Origin of the sequence: Sutterella wadsworthensis (assembly GCF_003315195.1) — a bacterium.
GTDB classification, from domain to species: domain Bacteria; phylum Pseudomonadota; class Gammaproteobacteria; order Burkholderiales; family Burkholderiaceae_F; genus Sutterella; species Sutterella wadsworthensis.
Map to the genome: position 1 here is coordinate 1 of NZ_QNRV01000038.1, position 20,296 is coordinate 20,296.

A 20,296-nucleotide genomic window follows, 5' to 3' on the forward strand; every position below is an offset into this window, starting at 1 on the left:
CTTATTGGTTCATTTTCACGGGATTAGCTCAGCAAAACATCCGATCCTTGACCTTAATCACACGAGTTCGGGATCTGTTATCCGGGAGTTCCGGAATTATCGCGCCCTTTTTGTTTTTTTCGGCCGCCGCAAATGATTCCGCGCCACGTTCCCGCCCTTGCTCTCGGTACGCTTGCTCTCGGCGTCGCCGAATTCTCCATGATGTCGATTCTTCTGCCCGTTGCCGATGATCTCGGCGTTACGGTGCCTGAAGCCGGACACTTTATTTCTGCTTATGCGGCCGGCGTCTGTGCGGGCGTTCTCATCATGGCAGCTGCGGCGCGCAAGATGCCGCTCAAGACGCTGCTGCTCATCATTGTCGGCATCATCACGCTCGGCAATACGCTCACCGTCTTTGTCGGCAGCTATCACTTGATGCTTTTGAGCCGCTTCATTGCCGGGCTGCCTCACGGCGCCTACTTCGGCGCAGCGGGCGTACTCTGCACGCAGCTTGCCGAACCCGGCAAAGCCTCAAGAGACATGTGTCTGATGGTCGCGGGCATGACCATCGCGAATCTCGCGGGCGTTCCGCTCGCGAGTTTTCTCGCCTGGGCGGTGTCCTGGCGCGCAGCATTTGCCATTGCTGCCGCTGCGGCATTGATCACTTTTTCGGCCATTCGCATCACTGTTCCCAAAGTGCCGGCACTGCCCGACAGCGGATTTGCCGCACAATTCCGATTCCTGCGCAGCCTCGAGCCATGGCTCGTGCTTGGCGCGATTGGCCTCGGCAACGGCGGATTCTTCGCTTACTATTCATACGTCAATCCCGTCATGGAACACGTGGCCGCGGTTCCGGCTTCGATGATGTCCGTTGTCATCACGCTCGCCGGTGCCGGCATGGTGCTTGGGAACCTCTTCTGCGCCAAAATTTCATCGTCCTTTTCAGATGAATCGCTTGCTGCTGCTGGTCAGGGCGTATTGCTGCTCTCACTGGCTTCAGTCTTTTTTCTCGCGCACTGGAGTCCGGCAGCAATAGCACTCACAACGCTCGCCGCTGGCTGCGTATTTTTCATTTCCGGCCCCGAACAGGTCCTGATGATCCGCAACGCCAAAGAAGGCCAGCTGCTTGCCGCATCACTCGCTCAGGTATCCTTCAACGCCGGCAACGCCGTCGGTGCGTGGCTCGGCGGTTTGCCCATCGATGCGGGCAAAGCTGCAAATTGGGCGGCTATGCCGGGATTTTTTCTGGCACTCGCGGGTTTTGGTCTTCTTTTTGTCAACTGGCTTATTCACAGAGTGCGCGAAGAGGAACGCACCGCTGGCCGCATCGCTGCACTTCAAGATCAGATCCAGTCAAAAATGCCTTAGCGAAGGCCTATTGCGCAGACTGCTCCCCGCCAATCCCTAACGGGTTGGGACGGAGGATTCTCGCTTCATTGGCAGCCCTCTCGGTTTTTCGAAGTCTTACGTCGTCTCGACGAGTATTGAGACGGCGGGCATTGCCCCCATGTCGCCGGCGACCTTTCACCGACAGTGCAAGGAACTCACCTCCTTCACGCCGATTCAGTATCAAAAACGGCTTCGGCTCTATGAGGCTCAGCAATTTTTAATGCGCGGCGACGGTGACGTGAACAGCGCTGCCTTCGCGGTAGGTTATGTGAGTCCGCAGCAAGTGCCGAGAAGCTTTGGGGCTCAATGGCGTCACTGCGGATTATTTTTTCCCTATGTCCGAATTTTCTGCGGGCGCCGCCTTTTTTTCTGTTTCAGAGGACTTCGCAGCCTTAGTCTGCGGCTCGTCGCTGAAGTATCCCACCATTGCGCGCCAGTTGACGATCAGCATCAGCGCAAACACTGCAAGGCACTGGCCGGCATAGCCGGCCATGGCATAGGGCGTCATGACCGACGGCGAACCGTAAAAGGCATTGAAAAATGCCGGCGCACCGCCCGCAATTTCGGCAGCATGCAGTGCAAAGGCTGCCAGAGCCTCCGCATAGCATAGGAAAGCCGCCGCCATCAGCACCTTTTGGGCGCGAAAGCGCATCGGCCAAATCCTCGCACACATCAGAACGAAGATTGGAAGAATGGCGGGCAGAGCGGTAAGAAGCGTGCTGAGAATGAACTGCATAGCAAAGACACTGCACTTAGGGCAGCAGCGTGACATTCGAAACGGAGGCGCAATCGTAGCAGAGACGTTTCGTTGATTCCTGCCCGAAACGAGTGGAAAATGCCCGCAAAGACTGTCTGTTCTTTGCGGGCATTGCTGCCAGACCGGTACTTATTTTAGGTCAGCTGCCGATAAGGGCAGCCTCTCTCATTAAGCCTGCTTGGCAGCTGCGTCAGCAGCCGGCGACGGTTCGCGCAGCTTCATTACGCAGTGATAAACCACCAGAAGGGCCAGAATGATCAGCGCTACGGCGATGATCAGCTGCAGACCGCCTACCATGAAGACGAACGTACCGTCGGCCATGGAGCGGAAGATCCGCAGGCAGGCCTGAATCAGAGCAGTCATCGTCACCACAAACATGACGGTCATCGGACCATAAAGCATCCAGCCCTTGCGGCCGGTTGCCTTCAGGAAGACCGCGAGGCCAGTGAGCACCAAAGCCGAGAGAAGCTGATTTGCGGAACCAAAGAGCGGCCAAACCGACATGTAGCCCGCGAGGCAGAGCGCATAGCCCATGGCGAGCGTCAGGATCGTCGCGAAAACGGTATTCGTAAAGAGCTTCTGGATCGGTCCCATCGCTTCACCGGGGCCCGGGGTGAACAGTTCCTGCAGCGACATACGGCCGATGCGCGCCACAGCATCAACAGATGTCAAAGCCAAAGCAGAAACGCACATCGTAAGGATGCAGGCAGCAATGTCGGTCGGCACACCGAAGATATCGGTGAGGAATCCGGCGACGGACCCGGAGAACGTCTGGAAAGGCGTGCCCGCCGGAAGTACGCCGTTGCTCGCCGCGGCGCAGACGATGATCAGCGCCACGATGCCGAGAACGACTTCAACGCACATGGAGCCGTAGCCCACAAGACGCATGTCCTTTTCGTTGGCAACCATCTTTGAGGAGGTGCCCGAGCTCACGAGAGAATGGAAACCAGACACGGCACCGCAGGCGATCGTCACAAAGAGGATGGGGAAAAGATCCAGATTCTTGACTTCAAAACCCACGAAAGCGGGCATATTGAGCGTCGGGTTCTTGACGAAGACGCCGAGAACACCGCAGACAATCATGCCGATCAAAAGGAACATCGAGAGATAGTCGCGAGGCTGTTTAAGGAGCCACATCGGCATCACCGAAGCGGCAAACAGGTACGCAAACACCACATAGCGCCACGTAACGCTGTCCAGGTAGATCGGATTCGCGATGCCGACCCAGAGCATCAGGCACATGAGCACGATGCCGACCACTAGCTGAATGCCCGCTGTCGGACGGAACTTCTTCAGGTAGAGGCCAAAGAGCACCGCGACGAACATGTAAAGGAGTGAAATCGAACCTGCCGCCGCATTCGGCATGATCTGCGAGCCGTCCTTGGCAAACCCGTTGAAAGTGTTGGCCACCATGTCGCAGAAAGCCGCAATCACGAGCAGCGTGAAAAGCCAGCAAAAGAGCAGGAACAGACGACGGCCGGTGCGGCCGATGTAGTCCTCAATGATCATGCCGATTGAACGGCCGCCATTCTTAACCGAGGCGTAAAGGGCTGTGAAGTCCTGTACGGCACCGAAGAAGATGCCGCCGATGAGCATCCAGAGCAGTGCGGGAAGCCACCCGAACATCGCGGCAATAATCGGACCCGTAACAGGGCCTGCGCCCGTAATGGACGTGAACTGGTGCGCAAACACCGTCCACTTATTGGCGGGAGCGTAATCTCCGCTTTTATTTTCAACAGCCGGCGTCGGCCGGTTGGGATCGATCCCCCATGTCTTTTCGAGCCAGCGGGCGTATCCGAAATACCCGCAGGCCAGAGCGACGAGAGCGATCAGCATGACTGTCAGCCCATTCATTTCTACTTTGCCTTGGTTGAGTGACTTTGAAAATAATCTCGCCGTCCTTCTGTTGAGACCCCGAGGTCTCCTTGACAGACAAACGGCGAATTGAGCCGCCGAAAACAGGGTCTTCCGGCGGCTTCACGAAATGAATGGTAGACAGTTTTCAATACGATAGCAAATGCAACTTTTCTTTTTTAATCTTTTATTAGCGTTGATTTATATGAAATAAATAATGCATTATTTTTTAATTGAAGTGCAATATGACCATTCGTAAGCAAATGTCAATCTGCCTGAGCAAAAGCGCTTAAGGGCTTTCACTCTTCTTTAGAACCTCAAAAACAACTTACGGGCGGTATTCCCCGCAAGAGGAACACCGCCCGTAAGTCAAAGATCCTTGGGGCAGCATCGCTTGGGTCTGGACCGAGCGCTTGGGCTGCCCTATGAAAGATCGTATTTTTAGCCGAGGAAGTACACCCCTACCAAGCAGATGAACATCACGGGAGCCGTGCGTTTGACGATCTCAAAAGGCGAAACGCCAGCGAGCCCGGCAGCGATGATCATGCCGCCGGCGAGCGGCGAAGAAAGACGACCGAAATTGCCCGAAATAGCGGCAAGATAGCCCAGACTGTCAATGGACATGCCGAACTGAGCGGCATGAGGCGTCACGGCCTCATTGAAGGCAAACGTGGCCGCGTCGCCCGAACCCGTCACGATGGCCATGAGATAAGGCCCTAAAGCAGCGCCCAATTTGGCCACTTCGTTGGCATGCGTGAGGTAATTGACGAAAGCATCGATCACGCCGCAGGCGCGCAGCCCGGCAGCGAATACGCCGGCAGCAATAATGATGCCGATGATGCTCGCATAACCGCGCCCCATGCCGTCAAAGAACTTCTTAGTCACTTCTGCCGGGCTGGTACGAGTGACGGCGATAGCATAGATAGCGCCGATCAGCATGGCGGTAGCCACCGACATCTTGAGCTGCGGCGCCCAAATGCTTGCGCAAACGAGGATCACGACCGGAAGAAGCGGAGCAATGGCAAAGAGAATGTTGGGTTTTTCCGGCAGATCAGACTGCTTGCTCTCAGCGCCGTCAACCTGAGAAAAACCTTCGCGGCGGAAATCGCGATAGACGACGCAGACGATGACCATCAAAACAATAGAGGCCAACGTTGCGCCGACAGTGACCGGCATCCAGCGGCCGATGAAGTCCATGATCGTGATGTCGGCGAGCTTAGCGATGAAGGCGTTGTGCGATACGCCAGGGCTGAGATAAGCGAGCGTAATCGACCCCACCACGCTCGCGGCAGCGATAGCCGGATGGAAACCCGCACGAACCATGAGGGGAATGATCGTCGGACCGACCGCAGCTACCAGTCCTGAGGTCGAAGGGATGGCGATCGAAATCAGTGACACGACGAGCATGCAGGCGGGCAAAAGCATGAGGCCGAGCTTTTTGAGCGGCTTCGTGAGGAGCGCCACAAGATGCACGTCGCATTTCGTGAGCGAGACAACGCTTGCAAAACCCATCGCCGAGCAGATGGCAATGATGAGGGTTGCATTCGTCATCGACTTATCAAACTGCTTAAAAGCAATCATCGGTTCGAGCGAAAGCAGCGCCATCAAAATACCCGCGGAGAGCAGGACTAGACGGGTTTCACAGCGTTTGATAAGCGCTGCAATAGCGCCGATAGTGACGACAAGCGCCACACCCATGGACCATGTCATATTGAGATATACCTTTGGTTGGGAAGAAACGACCGTTGGCAGAGCGTTGTTTCGCTTCTTTTTCCAGGGCCGCAAAGCGGAGGATTCTAGCGAAATCTAATGACAATTGCGCTAAGGTATTTTTCCTTAGAAAACAAATTTTTTACCTGCTTTTTGAAAACAGCTAATTGACTGTTTGATGGGTATCGGCGAGGCGAACGCATAATCCCCAAAGCATAATCACAGCAGTGAAGAAAACGAACGGCGCCGTCCAGCCGCCCGTTGCCTGCAAAAGCCGCCCGAAGATGAAAGGACCTGCGCCGGCAGCCAGATACCCGATGCCTTGAGAGAGCGTCGATACGGCGAGCATGGCTTGACTGCCCTTCGTATGCGAAGCCATCAAAAGGAAGGCCGCCGAGAGCATCGCCCCCTGTGCAGCTCCAGCGGCAACAGAGGCAGGAAGGAGCCATGCGCCGCCAGCGAGCCAGCCGGCAAGTCCGAGCACATAAAGGAGCGAAAGCACGGCGCCGGCAGTACGATCGCTGGGACAGACTTTGAAGAACTTCGCCGTCATCACGGAAGCGGGCAGTCCCGAAAAGAGAAAGACGAAAATCCAGATGCCCGTCGTTTCAAAACTCATTCCCTGAGCACGCCAATACGAAGGCATCCAGGCTGCGGCCGTATAAATCAGTGTGGATTGGAGTCCCATCACCCCCGTGAGGATCCAGGCCAAAGGCACGCGCAGCGTCCGGCGAAGCAGTCCCAGCGGTCTCTCCTTATCCTCCGCTGGCTTTGGTGCAGAGCACCGCGATTCGCTTGACTGTCCTTGCGTCCTGCACTGCATCAGGAGCAGCCAAACCATCAGCGCCAGCAGGGCTCCTGCGGTCCAAAAACCAAAGGGCCAGCTCAAGCTCCCGCCCCAGGCAAAAAGCGGCGCAGCCGTGAGCCCGCCCACCGCACCGGAAAGCCCGATCATGCCGGTATAAAGTCCCATCAGCGTGCCGATTCTTCTCGGCCAGCGCGTTTTGATGACGACCGGCATGAGCACGTTGAGCAGCGCAATACCTGCGCCCAGCAGGAACATGCCGCCCGCAAAAGCCGCCAGATTCGCAATGAAGCGAAGCGCAGTGCCGAGGAGCAGCAAAGCGAGCGCAGCCGACGCGGCTCCGCAAAGGCCTAAACGCGCCTGAAGCGCCGGAGCGAGAAAAGAACAAAGCCCAAAAGCGGCAACCGGCAGTGCGGCCAGCAGCCCGTAGAGGCTCCAGGTCGTTCCGTAGGCGGCAACCACTTCTGCGGCTACGGGACCAACGCCTGTAACAGGACCTCGCATTACAAATGCTGTCAACAGCAGAGCAATCAGTGCAGGCATCAGTGCCTGAGAGGAAGTCTTTTGCGCTGAGGCATCGGATAATAGTGTCATTGCAAGGTTCTTTATGCTGTCACAGCGCCCTTAAAGTGCATTGAAAACACACACATGCACCTCATCAACGCCTGCGCCTCAATCGTAGCGGATAGTTACAGTTCGCATATAAACTGAACAATTGTTCAGGCTATCCTGCACTATCGTGTAGAGTGTAGATCAAATCATATCGTTCACTCGGCGCCCGTCGCCAAATGAACCCCCTCCTACCTACGGACAAACCACATGCAGAAGAAAGTTTCCGTCATTGCCTTGTCGCTCGCTGCGGCTCTTGCTCTTGCCGGCTGCGCCAACGACGGCACACGCTACCGCGCAGACACCTACTACGCGGGACAGGTCAATCAGGTTCAGGAAGTCAATACCGTCCAGATCATTGCAGTCAATGCTGCCCGAGTTGCCGTCCCCAATGATGACAACCGTGATACCGCGAGAATGACTGGTGCCATTCTCGGCGCCATTGCCGGCGCAGCCATCGGCAACCACAACAATCATTCGACCTCTTCGCGCGTGATGGGCGGTCTCGCTGGCGGCGCGGTCGGCGGTTTGGCCGGCGATGCAGTCGGCGGATCGTCGTCCACGAGCTATACCGACGGCGTGCAGATCGTCTTCCGTACGGCTTCCGGCAAGGTGCTTCAGAGCGCACAGGTCGGCCGTCCCTGCGAATTCAAGACCGGCACGGCCGTTATGGTGTCGCCCACGCCCAACGAAGCGCGCATTCAGCCCAACAACCCTTACGGCTGCGGCCGCTGATACTGACGCTTAGCAGATTAAAAAGGATTGAATGATGAATCTTCATACACTTGCCGCGCTGCTCGCGTCGACCATTGCTGCTGCGGCCGTTGCCGCACCGAGCACTGCCACCTCGACGCTCCCGCCCGGGGTCAAAGACATGAGCCCGGATCAGATTGATTACAACCTTCAGGCGATTGACGCCGCTGCCAAAGAACAGCAGGAATTGGCTCGTCAGAAAGAGGCCGCCCGCGCTGCCGCTCAAGCTGCTGCTCAGGAAGCCGCCGCCAAGGAAAAAGCAGCCGCTGAGAAACGTGCGGCCGCTGCCGCTCGAGCCAAAGCCCAGCAGCAAGCTGCGGCGGCTAAGGAAAAAGCCGCTCGTCAGGCTAAGCTCGACGCATATGAGGACAAGGTTCGCGAACTTGAACTTCAAATGAAGGAACTTGACGTGACTGAACGCCGAGCTCAAGTTGAAGGAACCGTTTCCGATGCTGCAGCTCGCTCGGAACTTTCACGCGAAAAAGCTCAGGTTGAGCTCGACCGCATGAAGGCCGAAGTTGAGGCACTGCGCGGTCAAATGAAGACTGCCCAGTAAGCCCAGTATTGCAAAAGCGGCGCAAGTACGCCTGCGCCGCGCCTTTCAAGCGCTCCGCCATCCGTGTCGGAGCGCTTTTTTTCTGTTCAAAATTCGAACCGATAGAGTAGATCCAGCGCCTGATTGACGCCGGAGACCGCTTCTAAGTAGAGCCGCGGCATCAGTCGATAACGAAGCGTCAGCGTCGCAAGCGAATCAAAGATGCCAACGCCGTACTTCACCTGCAGACCAGGAAGCAGATAGGCGGACACCACTACTTGCTGGGATTCCCCGCTGCCTGCTGTATCGATACCCACGCCGGAAAGGCCCACCGCGTCGCCGATTTCACTCAAAATGCCGCCGCCCTGAGAGGTGCCCAGCCCAATGAGCATGCTCGTCATCATGGCTGAGCTGCTGCCGTCTTCCGAGCCGAGTCCCTCGCCTCGCAGGAGATAGGAAAGCGCCTCTTCGTCGGACATGGAAGGTGTTGAAAAGAGCTGTACCACCGGTTCATCAGCCGTGCCGGTGACACGAATGCCGGCCGTCACGTCGTCCTCTGTAGACTCCGGATTGCGGATCGCTTCCAAACGAATGCTCGGATTGGCCATCGGACCGGAAAAAAGGAATTCACCGGTTTGAATTAAAAGATCCTGCCCGTAAGCACGAAAACGCCCGCGCGGAATATTCATGCTGCCGAGGAGTCCCATGCGGCCGCCGCCCATCATGAATTTGAGTTTGCCTGAAAGCGAAGCATCCAATCCGTAGGCTTTGACACGCACATCCTTTTCACCAATCACGATGTCGACGTCTGCGCGTATCGGCAGACTTTCGGTCTTCGCAGCGATGGGGTTGAGATTGGCGTCGAGCATCACCTGGTCATCCGATACGGCGACCGCAGAAGCCGGGAGCTCATTGATTTCAATAAGCGCCGACGGAATCTCCACGCTGCCCGATGCGGATGCCGACTTGGGATCGGCCTCGGTCTTCACATCCGCTTTAACGTCCAGCCGAATGGAGGGCGGCAGGGTCAGCCGAAGTCCGTCTGTCTTGACTCGAGCACTGGCGTGCCAATCCGTCAGGCTTTCCCAAGAAGCACTGCCGGAGAGTTCAATCTTCTGCAGTGTGCGGTCGGATGAATTCGTTTTCCCCGTCAGATTGGCAAGCGACCTCACCTCTCCCGTCAGGGTAGAAGATCGGCCGTTAAAACGCAGCTCCAGTCCTGATGGCTCCATATCGAAAGGCACCAAGTCGGCATTCACCACAACGTCCTCAAGCGCTGCACTGCCGTATAGTTCCGGCTTGATGAGCGTACCACCGGCGCGCAGATCGGCGTTAACAACACCCTCCGCTTTTTCCCCTTTAGAGAGAAACGGCTGAATAAAGGAAGGCGTAACGCCCGTTAAACCAAATCGCCCTTCGAGCCGACGCGTCTTCATGGGGTCAATGACGCCGACCTCTCCCCAAATGCTGCCGTTTCCTTTGGGCTTGACATCCCACGCGAGTGCAACGCGCTTTTCGGACAACAATGCATGCGCGCGCAGACGTTCAAGTTCCACAGGAATCCGCACACCCTGCCAACGGGTTGAATAAGCCAGTCCGTCCCCATTGAGATCCGCCATGCCTTCGGGCATGCGGCCATTGTCAAGATCCCATTTCAGCCGCACGCCGCCCGTCAGCGCACCCTCCAAGGTGTCACTCTTGCGCCGCAGATAAGGTTTGAGAACCGACATCGAAAGACGAGTCAAACGCAGCTCTGCTTCCCCGCTGCGGCCCAGCACCAAAGTTTTAGGCGCACAGACCTCAGCATCATCATGCTTCCAACAATGTCCGGCAATCGTCGCCTGCGTTTTTGCAGTACTCCAAGTCATGTCTGCAGGAGACGCATTGGACCAGACCCCTGCGGGCGTCGTAAGAGAGGCTCGAGTCAGTCTGCCCGTCCAGTCGAGCGTATCGCGGAAGAATCCGCCAGTGAGCGCAACGCTCCCGCTCACGGGCTCTCCGTCGAGCATCAGTTTCAGCGCGTGAGCCGTCTCACGCCCTTGGAGCGACGCCTCCAGCTGGGGCATATTGACGCCCGGAGCAGTGAGCTCCTTCAGATTGAGAAGAAGCTTTCCGACCACTTCACCTTCAGAGAGGGATCGAACGATGAAATCGAATTTTTCCGCTGCAGAGCTGCCCGCTTTTGGCGGCACGAGTCTTCCCGGCGGCATACGGCTGCTGATTGCCGAAGTGTCTGCTGTTTTTACGGCTGCCGAGGCTTCAGCCGGCGCAGCCGAAACGGATGGGCTGCTCTTCTGAACCGGGCGCTTGTAGGCAGTGAACGCCTTAAGCTTCAGGCGCTCAACGTCGGCATCTGGATTTGGAGAGTTGCGAAGATCGGCATAGAGGCCAAACTGCTCGAGCGCAAAAATATCGTTGTAGGCAAGCTTTTCGGCCTTCAGATCTGCAAGGATCACTGGATTAGCCAGACTTCCGTCGACATGGACGTCCCCCTTGGCTCTGCCGCTCAGCCCCGGAATCGTGTTGAGGAGTCCAGGCGCATCGAGCTTCATATCGAGCTTCACGCCCCGAAGCTCTTCAATGGATCCGGCTGCTGAAGCGGTGTTGCGACCCAATAGGACGTAGAAATCATCCAATTGCCAATTCAGCCCGTTTTCGCCTGCTGCTGCCAAACGGAGTTCGAGCGGCGCATTTTGCTTGCCAATAGCCCCCTTTACCTGACTCTTGGCGCTGAAAGCAAAATTGCCCGCCGTTGTCAATGACCCGCTTCCCGAGGCCTCAGCGGCGAGTTTCAGCGGGAAAGAGACAACCCATCCGCCCAGGTCGATATTATCGGCCTTGAGCGTTCCGCTCCAGTCGAGATCCTTCGGCCACTCTGCCGATCCTGCAGCTTCAAGCCGTCCCAACGGGGTTTCTGCAACGAAGCGGTCAATCCGAGCCCCTGAGAGCGTTCCCGAAAGGGCCGCATCAATCACGCCGGCAAAAGTCTTTTTCCCAGCGAGAATGGCTTGAGAAGCTGAAACCTCGGGCTTACCCGAGAGAGTGAATGAATACTTCCGGGCATCTCCGCCGGCGTGAAAAGCCAAATCACGAATGGTCCAGAAGGCATTTTTCAATGCTTCGGAAGCACCCGCGGACGCTTGTGCCGCACCAGCTTCTTGAAGCTGCGCAATCTTGTCTTTTTGCGTCTGGGCTGCCGATGCGGCATCCGGCAACACAGCCCCTTTTGCCTCCGCTGCGCTCTGAGCGGTTTGCTTTACAGCCAAAGCCGGGATCAAGAGCTCAGAGGACGTCAGTGAGGCATTGAACGGGAGATACGGTTTAGACGGATCGGCTGAGAGTGAAAACGCCAGATCAACAGCCCCTGCGGCAGAACCCGCGAGCTTAAGTTCGCCGATAACCTCTCCCGAAAGATCCATCACCAAAGTGCTCTGGGGCGACTTGAAACGGATGCCGAGCAGCTTTGCCCAAGGCTCGGCGTCCGCACGAGCTTCAAGGTGAACGGAAAGCGGCCAGGCATCAGCCAGTTTGGCCTCTGCGGATGCGCTGATGGAGAGTACGGAAGAATCAATCGCCGCGGCTTCAACCGAAAGAGAACCGTCCTTTTGAACCGAAGCGTTTTTAATTTCTGCTTTATTCAGCACCAACGGTGCCAAACCGGGCAGCGCCTGATCTGCCGTCAGTCCGGCAATCTGCCAATCTGTCATCACCAGCGACGTCAGCTTGGCGTCAAGCGGCACGGCTACAGCGGGCAGCTTAGTGACAAAAGGCTTTTGGAGCATTTCATCCAGGGCTTGGGCAAAGCCTTGAAGAGCCGCTGCGGAGGAAGCGTTCGCTTGCGCTAAGCTGTCTGAGGCCGTTGACAATTCATCAGCCTTAACCGCTGCGGTCTCCTCTGCGGTAGACTCCTCTGAGCCCTTTGCAAGCGAGACTCGGCCGCCGGTCAAATGCATGGCATTCACAGTCGCCGCACTGCCGCCGAATTGAAATTCAGTCGCTTTGAAAGCGTTGGAAGACAAACTGAAGGCTGGCGCTTCAATCATCAGGTCGTTATAGGCAGCTTCGGGCAGGCGCAGCTCGCCATGGATAAGTTCCGCCGATGCTGCAAACTGACTCACCGTCAGCCGCAGATCGTCGATCTCGGTCCTGATCTGCAGGAGTGCCGCCTGCTCCAGAATGACGGAAAACGGCAGCTGCAGATCCGGCAGTCCGGCAGCATCGTCGGCAGGCGCATCCTCTGAAGCGGGAAGTGCCGTTGTATCCACTTTGATGTCTGCCCCGACGACCTCCAACTTAGTGACGTGAAGAGAGTGCTGAAAAAGCGCCCGCCAATCCCAGCCGAGGTGCAGTTCATCAATCTTGGCCGAAATGCCCGGAGACATCCAGCCGATGCGCTTGACCGTCAGATCATCCCATGGACCGGATATAGCCTGCGCCTCAAAGCCCGGGACGAAACGGACAGCCAGATTAAGCGCTGCTGAACGACCGCTTTCCGTACCGACCAGCCAGGCCGCACCCCCTGCGGCAGCGGTCAAAACCCCTGCCGTACCGATGAATGTCCAAAATGCAAAGCGCAGCATCGGACGACGTCTCTTCTCAGCTCTCTTGGAAACGTCCGTCTTCGGATCTGTGGTTTTGGTCGTCATCACTCAAAGCTCCGGTCCGAGACCAATGTAGAAGGCAAATCCCTTGTGATCCGGATCGCCGATCGGACGCGCAATATCCAATTTCACCGGGCCCACGGGAGACTGCCAGCGAATGCCTAAGCCCGCACCCGTTTTAAAGTGCGTAGAGTCCAAGCGGTCCACCGCCTCGCCCGTATCCACAAATGCCGCTCCCCACCAGGACCCCGTTACATTGAATTGATATTCAAGCGAAGCCGTGAGGAGCCGCTTCGCACCTCGAAGATCGCCCGATGCGTCACGAGGAGAAAGGGATTTGTAGTCATACCCTCGAATGCTGCGGTCGCCGCCAGCAAAAAAACGCATATCCGGAGGCACCTCATCAAAACTGCTCGATGAAATCCAGCCGAAAGCGTAGCGGCCGATCAATCGATGCCGCGCGGCATAGCTGCGAATGATGGCGCCTTGGGCATTGAATGCCCAGAAATTAATGTCTGACCCCCAAAGCTCTCTGGCGATATCGAGCGAGTAGCGCTGAGAGTCTCCCCACATCGGCATGGAACCGCCGCGCGAGCGTGTGCGGTTAAACGCAATCGTAGGATAGACGAGCATTGTCGTGGCATCCGTATCGCCCTGCGTGAAGTTGTCGATCAGCCAGTGCAGACCAATGGAGCGCTGCCAGCCGTCTTCCATATTCCAATAGCGAGTCGCCGCCAATGAGGTCTGCATTGACTTTGTGTCATTCAGATTGGTGTGCTTGAGGCCGCCCTGAGCCAGCCAAAACTCTTCGAGCGGGCTCTTCTGCAGCGGCATTTTGTAGCTTGCATCCATCGTCTGCTCTTTCCCTGACACGGTTGAAGCGAACGACAGACTATGACCGCGCGAATTCACCCACGGCTTTTCCCATTTGCCCGTAAAGCGAGGACCCGCATCGGTTGAATATCCGACACCCGTTTCAATAATGTTGCCTTTGCGCGGAGTGAGCGCCCCCGACATCGGCACGATGTGATTCTCGACGTCGGCCTGCTTAAAGTCGGGCGCAACAACGGCAGAACTGAACCATCCCGTATCTGCGAGATTCTCGTTTAACTGCGCGAGCTTCGGTGCGGCGTAGGGTTCACCATCCTTAAAAGGGACGAGCGGTTCAAGCATGTCAGCGTCAATTTGTCCGCCGGAAAATGAAACAGGACCGAAATGCCATCGAGGACCCGAATCATAGGCGAGCCGCCAGTACGCTTCCCGCCGTTCTCTCGATACGCCGAGTTCGTTTTTCGTAAAGCGGCCTTGAAAATAGCCTTTGCGGGTAGCAAGGCTCTGCACGTATTTCTTGAAGTCCTCATATTCACCGTGATTGAGCACGCTGCCCTTTTTCGGCAAATTCTTCCTGAGCACAGCAAAATCCGGATCATTGGCAGCATCCCCCTCGAGCGAGAGCTCCGCTCCCATCACTTTTACGGGGTCACCGGGCGTCACCACCACCGTCAGTTCGCGCGGATTGCGGCTGCCTTCTGCGGGTTTCGGCCCCCAAGAAAACTTCAGCTGCGGATCGTAATAACCCAAAGCCCGCAGTCCGGTGCGTACCCCGCTGCGCACTCGTGCTCGATAGCGCGCTTCGATGGTAATAGAGCCGATACCCATGGAAGCAAGCTGAGCTTCAACATTGCTTTTGAGGTCGCCCTGAAGTCCTTCAACCTTAACGGAAAAGGCGTCAGCAGCATGTACTGCAGTCGCTCCAAGAACGATGCAGAACAGGCCGACAAAGACTGCGGAGAGACGGATAGACGGCATCATGACGAGGCGTACGCTGCTAAATCTTGATGATTGGAACTCAAACAGGATTTCAAACGCCGCAGCTGCGGCACTGAACTGTTATCTCAGCGCTTTGCGCGACCAACGAGGCAGCGGCGAATCTTCTGCACCTGCAGCCCTGCGCGTAAGTTTGCGCGTTTATCAATTGTAGGAGAAAGGCGAAACTTCTCTTAGGCTGTGAAATTATTCAAGACAATTCTGTGAGGTTTGAACGGACAATAGAAAACCGGCCGAGCGTGCGTCTGTTCAATCCAGTACGCAGCCGCGGCCGGTCAGCTCGTCTGCCGCGAACCGCTGAGACCAGCTTAGCCGGCCTGCGGTTCGTGACATCAATCAAGCCTTCGGCGTTTCAGCCTTGACGACAGGTTTTGCCGCAGGTTTTTCTTCTGCCGTTTTGACTGCTGCAGCGGCTGGTTTAGCCGCCGGCTTCGCAGCGGGCGTCGCCGCAGGCTTGACCGCAGTCTTGACTGCCGGCTTCTTCACCGGTGCTTTGCGGACTGCCGGCTTCTTAGCACCGGGTTCGGCCTTGGCCGGCGCCTTGACGGCTGCGGCCGCTTTGACTTCGGGCTTCACTTCCGTCTGGGCCAGAGCCTTCACAGTTTTAGGAGCCGCCTTTTTAACAGCAGGCTTCACAGGCTTCTTTTCCGCTGTTTGCGCAGCTGCCTTGGCAGCAGGTTTAGCGGCCGTTTGTTCCGTCTTAGCCGCCGCCTTCTTCACGGAAGCCTCTTTGGCTGCAGTCTTTTTTACAGCCGGCGCTTTCGGCGTCTTGACGGATTTTTCCTCTGCTTTTTCGACCGCCTTCTTTTGGGCCTTCACCGCTTTGCTTGGTTTAGCGGCGACTTGCTCAACTTTCATTTTTTTCTGCGGCGTCACACTGTATTTTTCCGCAAGAAGCTTCACGGCTTCATTGAAGAAAAGCTTCACGGCTTCTTCGGGTGCAAGTCCCATTTTTTCAATGGCGGCTCGAAAACCGGTGAGCTCTTTTTCCGAAAGTTCAATCTTTGTCTTGATCTTGATAATGGCCATGAATCTTCTCCTAATACCTGCAGCTTCAGCACAAAACTGATTGTCTCAGGCGGTTGACTGTTGTCCGCTCGAAAATGCGGCATGCGCCTCGAGCCTCCATCAAGAGCCTTTCCCAACCTGCAGCGTGATTGAAAGTGTCAATGCGGATTGAGAATCGCTTTGCTCATTCTGCCACTTCATTTCGCGAGCGAGAAGTCATGAACAATCAAAAAATCTCTTAAATCTCAGCAAAAGGAAACCGGCGCCAATCTCTGGCGCCGGTTGACATCTACAGCGGCTTCGTAAGAAGCCATCTATAGCAGTGTTGACAAGAAGACAGAGCTTTGAGCTCTGGAGTCCTCACTTCGTCTTCTTTTCACCCTTGCGCCACCAGAAAGGATCGTCTTGACGGACGGTTTCCTCGAGGAATTCACGCAGAAGATGAGAGAGAAGAACATTGTTCTTCGCGGCCAAGGCTTCGGCCGCAGTCTTCAGTTCAGTTGGAAGGCGGCAGCTAATGACGCCCGTCTTTTTGGCGGGACGCCCGCTCTGGCTGCTGCCGTCAAGAGTCATGTCCATATTTTCGCTCCGTGTTTTGTACTCTGCCGGATCCTTTGAGCCGGCATAGTCAATGTCCGAGGCGCCGCCTCGGAGCAGTTCAAAATATTGGTGCGTCTCCACATCCCCCATGTAAAGCCGCACCACTCTGCTGGCAATCAATGTTGCCTTATCAGATTTAGAAGTAAAGATCAAATCTTTTTGTAGGCGGTCAACCATTTCAAACGCCGCATTGCGTTTTGCTCATTACAGGCATTAAGCACGCATTGTCTGAATAGTGTCTTCGGCCGCTTCCGCTACTTCCTCAGCGTATTGTGAGGCGCCCCGCGTGTTTTAGAAAGGGCTCTACCTCGGCAGGAGTACAATCAATTTGCAACCGAGCGTAATCAGATCAACTCTTGAAATCCCTTGGGGCGCAAACCTTTCGCGTTTTCCGGCCGGTTTGCACTCAGTCGCGGTGCGGGTTTGGCATCGGTATTGACAATAAGAAGCTGCATTCACTGCCTCAATTGAGGCGCACAATTATTGACATAAAAAGTTGCAATTGATTCGCGTAAATACTGTGACTGAATAACAACGCAGATAATCAGCTGATCCAACCCCGCATCTTTCTTCTCAACCTCACTATTTAATAGTTACAACCCTATCCGCAGGCCGTTCTTCCGCCTGCTTTTCCCATGCCGCAAGTTCCGATCCGATCTCTCCTCAAAGTTCTGACGATCACCCTCATCATGCATGTCTGTTCAACGGGGATGCGTTTTACGGCCACACTGGATGCCATCAATTCAGGTGCGTCGACTTTCTGGGTCGGAGCCATGCTGGCTTCAATTTCGCTCGGTCCCATGTGCTTTGCCATTCCTTCAGGGCGTTGGCTGGATCGCGGCGGTCCCCGAGGACCGCTTGCCGGAGCCCGCATCGGCATGATGCTTGCCGGCAGTTCAGTGCTTTTATTCCCTGCCGCTCAGTACGGTATCGCTTCACTCTTTGCTGCGGCGACGCTGACGGGATTTTCCTTCATGCTCACGAATGTTGTCGTTCAGCGGCTCACGGGCGACGTTAGTACCCCAAAAACCAGGCAGCTTGCTTTTACGGCACTTTCTCTCACCACAGCCACCAGCAACCTCGCCTCTCCGGTAGCTGCCGGCTACCTCATTGAGCATTTTTCATATGCTGCAGTCTATATGTGGGCTCTGGGGCTGCCGCTCCTGCTTTCAATCGTCCTCCTGTTCCCGGGCATGCGCCGGCTGCTGAACACAGCAAGCCGAAGACGAAAAAAGCTTCCGGGAGCTGACGGGCAACCCAACAAAGAGCGCAGCGGATCTGCCATGGACTTTCTCAAAGATCCGCCGATGCGTGCCGTTCTCTGTGCTTCGGTGATGATCTCCATTGCCTGGGAAGTCGGCAATCTGCTGATACCGGTTTATGCTGACAGTGTTGGTTTGTCACCCTCTGAGATCGGCTGGGTGCTCGGCAGCTTTGCTTGTGCCACCTTTGTAGTGCGCTTCTGTACGCCCATTCTCCTGCGCTACGTGCTTGAGTGGCACATGATCGTCCTGTCGCTTTTCTTAGCGACGCTCGCCTTTGCAGTCATGCCGTTCACGCACAACCCGTATGCCTTGATGGCCGCTGCTTTTCTAGAAGGTCTCGGGCTTGGAGCGTCATTGCCCAACATGATGTCGCTCGTCTACCTCTTCGCACCGCCGCATCGAATCGGCGAAGCTATTGGCCTGCGCATCACAGCGCTCAATGCCGGCAAATCCATTTTTCCGCTTTTTGCGGGCTTTCTCGGCACGCTGATCGGCGCCGGCGGTTCCATTTGGGTACTGGCTGCCTGCACTGCGGGCGGTTTCGCTTATGCCGCCTGCGCAGCGAGCGAGGTTTTAAAGCGCATGCGCGCATTGCGTATCGACGGCGAATACGCGAAAAAGTCCGTGGCGGGCGACCCGCATGACCACCAGGAACTTCATCACTGACGACTCCGCACTTCTGCGCTTGTTTTATCGAGCGCTTGGAAGCACCCGCGTTCATCAAAATACGGGCGGTCGGTTTGGGCTGAACTGTTCGCTCACAACAACAGATGTCTACAAAATGCCGTTCAGCATCAAGTGAAGCGTTCCCGAACATTTGATGCATGTCGAATATCTTTTCAACTTAAGCGTTAAAGGGGTTTTCACCCATTAAGATGCCGGCATTCGACAAAGCCATGGCGCTCGCTTTAAGACGCCCCCACCGACCGCTGTTTCATTATTCCCGCCAATTTTCCGGCAGGCGGTCAACGCTTTACCAAGTTTTCTCTCATGTACAACCCGAAATCTCGCCGCGCGGACGAGTTCATCAACCGCGAGGAAATTGAAGCCACTCTGAAGTGGGCCGAAGAACACAAATCTGACCGTCCGCTGATTGAATCCCTGATTGACAAAGCCCGTACGGCCAAAGGTCTCACGCACCGTGAAGCCGCCGTGCTGCTTTTTTGCGATCTTGAAGACTGCAATGAACGCATCTTTTCAATCGCCCGTGAAGTCAAGGAAAAAATCTACGGCAACCGCATCGTTCTCTTCGCGCCGCTCTATCTCTCCAATCACTGCGTGAATACCTGCACCTATTGCCCGTATCACGCTAAAAATAAGAACATCGTCCGCAAGAAGCTCACGCAGGAAGAAATCACCCGCGAGGTGGTTGCCCTTCAGGACCTCGGTCACAAGCGTTTGCTGCTCGAGGCTGGCGAGCACCCCAAGTACAACCCCATCGAATACATTCTGGAGTCGATTAAGACCATCTATTCGATCAAACACAAGAACGGACAAATCCGCCGCCTGAACGTCAACATCGCCGCGACGACGGTTGAAAATTACCGCAAGCTTCATGATGCGGAGATCGGCACCTATCAGCTCTTCCAAGAAACCTACCATCCGGAGGAGTACAAGAAGCTTCATCCAAAGGGACCCAAGGCTGATTACGCTTGGCACACAGAAGCGCATGACCGCGCTATGGAAGGCGGCATTGATGACGTCGGCCTCGGCGTTCTTTTTGGTCTGACGCTCTACAAGTACGATTTCGTCGGCCTTCTGATGCATGCCGAGCATCTTGAAGCCGTCTGGGGCGTGGGGCCGCACACCATCTCCGTGCCGCGCATCTGCCCGGCCGACGATATTGACCCGCACACCTTCAGCAATGCCGTGCCCGACGCGATCTTCCTCAAGATTGTGGCGCTGATTCGACTCGCCGTTCCCTATACCGGCATGATCATGTCGACGCGCGAAAGCGCCCGCATCCGTTCTGAAGCGCTTGAACTCGGTATTTCGCAGATTTCGGGCGGTTCTCGTACATCCGTAGGCGGCTACACCATTGCCGACATTCGCGACATTGAAAATTCCGCTCAGTTTGAAACGAATGACCGCCGCACGCTTGACGAGGTCGTCCGCTGGCTCCTCGAGAATCACTACCTTCCGAGCTTCTGCACGGCCTGCTACCGCGCCGGCCGCACGGGCGACCGTTTTATGGAGTTTGCAAAGAACGGCGCCATCGCCGACTTCTGTCAGGCCAATGCCATCCTGACGATGAAGGAGTATCTGTGCGACTACGCTTCCCCCAAAACGCTGGTCGAGGGTGAACAAGTCATTCAGCTCGAACTCCCCAAAGTGAAGAATGAGAAGTTCCGCAATGCGAGCGTAAAACGTCTTGAACGCATTGCTCAGGGCGAACGCGACTTCCGCTTCTGACGTCTGGGCATCCAATCCACCCGTGCTTTATGTCGAATGCGCGGGTGTCCAATATGCTGTGCCGTCAGCACTGACAAATGAGCCTCCGAAAATGCAACCGGAACTCCCGGATAACTGATCCCTAATTTTTCAGCACCCGGGGCGGATTTTCTAAGCCAAGCAGCGCGAGCATATCGCGCTGCTTTTTCGTAA

Annotated in this window: 13 protein-coding genes and 1 pseudogene; 6 read left to right on the forward strand and 8 right to left on the reverse strand. The window is 56.0% G+C overall.

Annotated elements, in window-relative coordinates:
- Positions 1–132: 132 nt before the first annotated feature.
- A complete protein-coding gene (locus tag DES29_RS11085) occupies positions 133–1,347 on the forward strand; it encodes an MFS transporter (protein ID WP_021994958.1) in 1,215 nt (404 codons plus the stop codon).
- Positions 1,348–1,486: 139 nt separating this feature from the next.
- A pseudogene (locus DES29_RS12650) lies at positions 1,487–1,654 on the forward strand (helix-turn-helix domain-containing protein); the annotation flags it as partial.
- Positions 1,655–1,690: 36 nt separating this feature from the next.
- On the opposite strand, the gene DES29_RS11095 reads toward DES29_RS12650, so the two are convergent.
- The 4 genes from DES29_RS11095 to DES29_RS11110 all read right to left on the reverse strand — a co-directional run bounded on the left by DES29_RS11095 (position 1,691) and on the right by DES29_RS11110 (position 7,088).
- Positions 1,691–2,104 (reverse strand): hypothetical protein, encoded by a 414-nt coding sequence (locus DES29_RS11095; protein WP_021994959.1) that lies wholly within the window; start codon positions 2,102–2,104, stop codon positions 1,691–1,693.
- A gap of 189 nt (positions 2,105–2,293) precedes the next feature.
- The gene (locus DES29_RS11100; RefSeq protein WP_016474053.1) at positions 2,294–3,979 is read right to left on the reverse strand and encodes a carbon starvation CstA family protein; all 1,686 of its coding nucleotides are present in this window, start codon (positions 3,977–3,979) and stop codon (positions 2,294–2,296) included.
- 441 nt (positions 3,980–4,420) lie between these two features.
- The gene (gene dcuC, locus DES29_RS11105) at positions 4,421–5,689 is read right to left on the reverse strand and encodes a C4-dicarboxylate transporter DcuC (protein ID WP_016474052.1); all 1,269 of its coding nucleotides are present in this window, start codon (positions 5,687–5,689) and stop codon (positions 4,421–4,423) included.
- A gap of 163 nt (positions 5,690–5,852) precedes the next feature.
- Positions 5,853–7,088, reverse strand: a complete 1,236-nt coding sequence (locus tag DES29_RS11110; RefSeq protein ID WP_113854903.1) for an MFS transporter — start codon at positions 7,086–7,088, stop codon at positions 5,853–5,855.
- Between the two features lie 225 nt (positions 7,089–7,313).
- Here DES29_RS11110 and DES29_RS11115 point away from each other — a divergent pair, with 225 nt between their 5' ends.
- Both DES29_RS11115 and DES29_RS11120 read left to right on the forward strand, forming a co-directional pair.
- Positions 7,314–7,838, forward strand: coding sequence for a YMGG-like glycine zipper-containing protein (locus tag DES29_RS11115; protein WP_016474050.1), 525 nt, complete (start codon positions 7,314–7,316; stop codon positions 7,836–7,838).
- A gap of 34 nt (positions 7,839–7,872) precedes the next feature.
- On the forward strand, positions 7,873–8,412 hold the full coding sequence (locus tag DES29_RS11120; RefSeq protein ID WP_021994961.1) for a hypothetical protein: 540 nt from the start codon (positions 7,873–7,875) through the stop codon (positions 8,410–8,412).
- Positions 8,413–8,498: 86 nt separating this feature from the next.
- Here DES29_RS11120 and DES29_RS11125 read toward each other — a convergent pair whose 3' ends face one another.
- From DES29_RS11125 to DES29_RS11140, 4 genes are all read right to left on the reverse strand, one after another.
- Positions 8,499–13,037, reverse strand: a complete 4,539-nt coding sequence (locus tag DES29_RS11125; RefSeq protein WP_021994962.1) for a translocation/assembly module TamB domain-containing protein — start codon at positions 13,035–13,037, stop codon at positions 8,499–8,501.
- Between the two features lie 3 nt (positions 13,038–13,040).
- Positions 13,041–14,804: an autotransporter assembly complex protein TamA gene (gene tamA, locus DES29_RS11130; protein ID WP_113854905.1), complete on the reverse strand. Its 1,764-nt coding sequence runs from the start codon at positions 14,802–14,804 to the stop codon at positions 13,041–13,043.
- Between the two features lie 351 nt (positions 14,805–15,155).
- The gene (locus tag DES29_RS11135) at positions 15,156–15,848 is read right to left on the reverse strand and encodes a hypothetical protein (protein WP_021994566.1); all 693 of its coding nucleotides are present in this window, start codon (positions 15,846–15,848) and stop codon (positions 15,156–15,158) included.
- A 339-nt stretch (positions 15,849–16,187) separates the two neighbouring features.
- On the reverse strand, positions 16,188–16,604 hold the full coding sequence (locus DES29_RS11140; RefSeq protein ID WP_016474045.1) for a hypothetical protein: 417 nt from the start codon (positions 16,602–16,604) through the stop codon (positions 16,188–16,190).
- 458 nt (positions 16,605–17,062) lie between these two features.
- Here DES29_RS11140 and DES29_RS11145 point away from each other — a divergent pair, with 458 nt between their 5' ends.
- The gene (locus DES29_RS11145) at positions 17,063–18,358 is read left to right on the forward strand and encodes an MFS transporter (protein ID WP_021994565.1); all 1,296 of its coding nucleotides are present in this window, start codon (positions 17,063–17,065) and stop codon (positions 18,356–18,358) included.
- A gap of 324 nt (positions 18,359–18,682) precedes the next feature.
- The gene (gene hydG / locus DES29_RS11150) at positions 18,683–20,104 is read left to right on the forward strand and encodes a [FeFe] hydrogenase H-cluster radical SAM maturase HydG (protein ID WP_005429975.1); all 1,422 of its coding nucleotides are present in this window, start codon (positions 18,683–18,685) and stop codon (positions 20,102–20,104) included.
- Positions 20,105–20,296 lie beyond the last annotated feature (192 nt).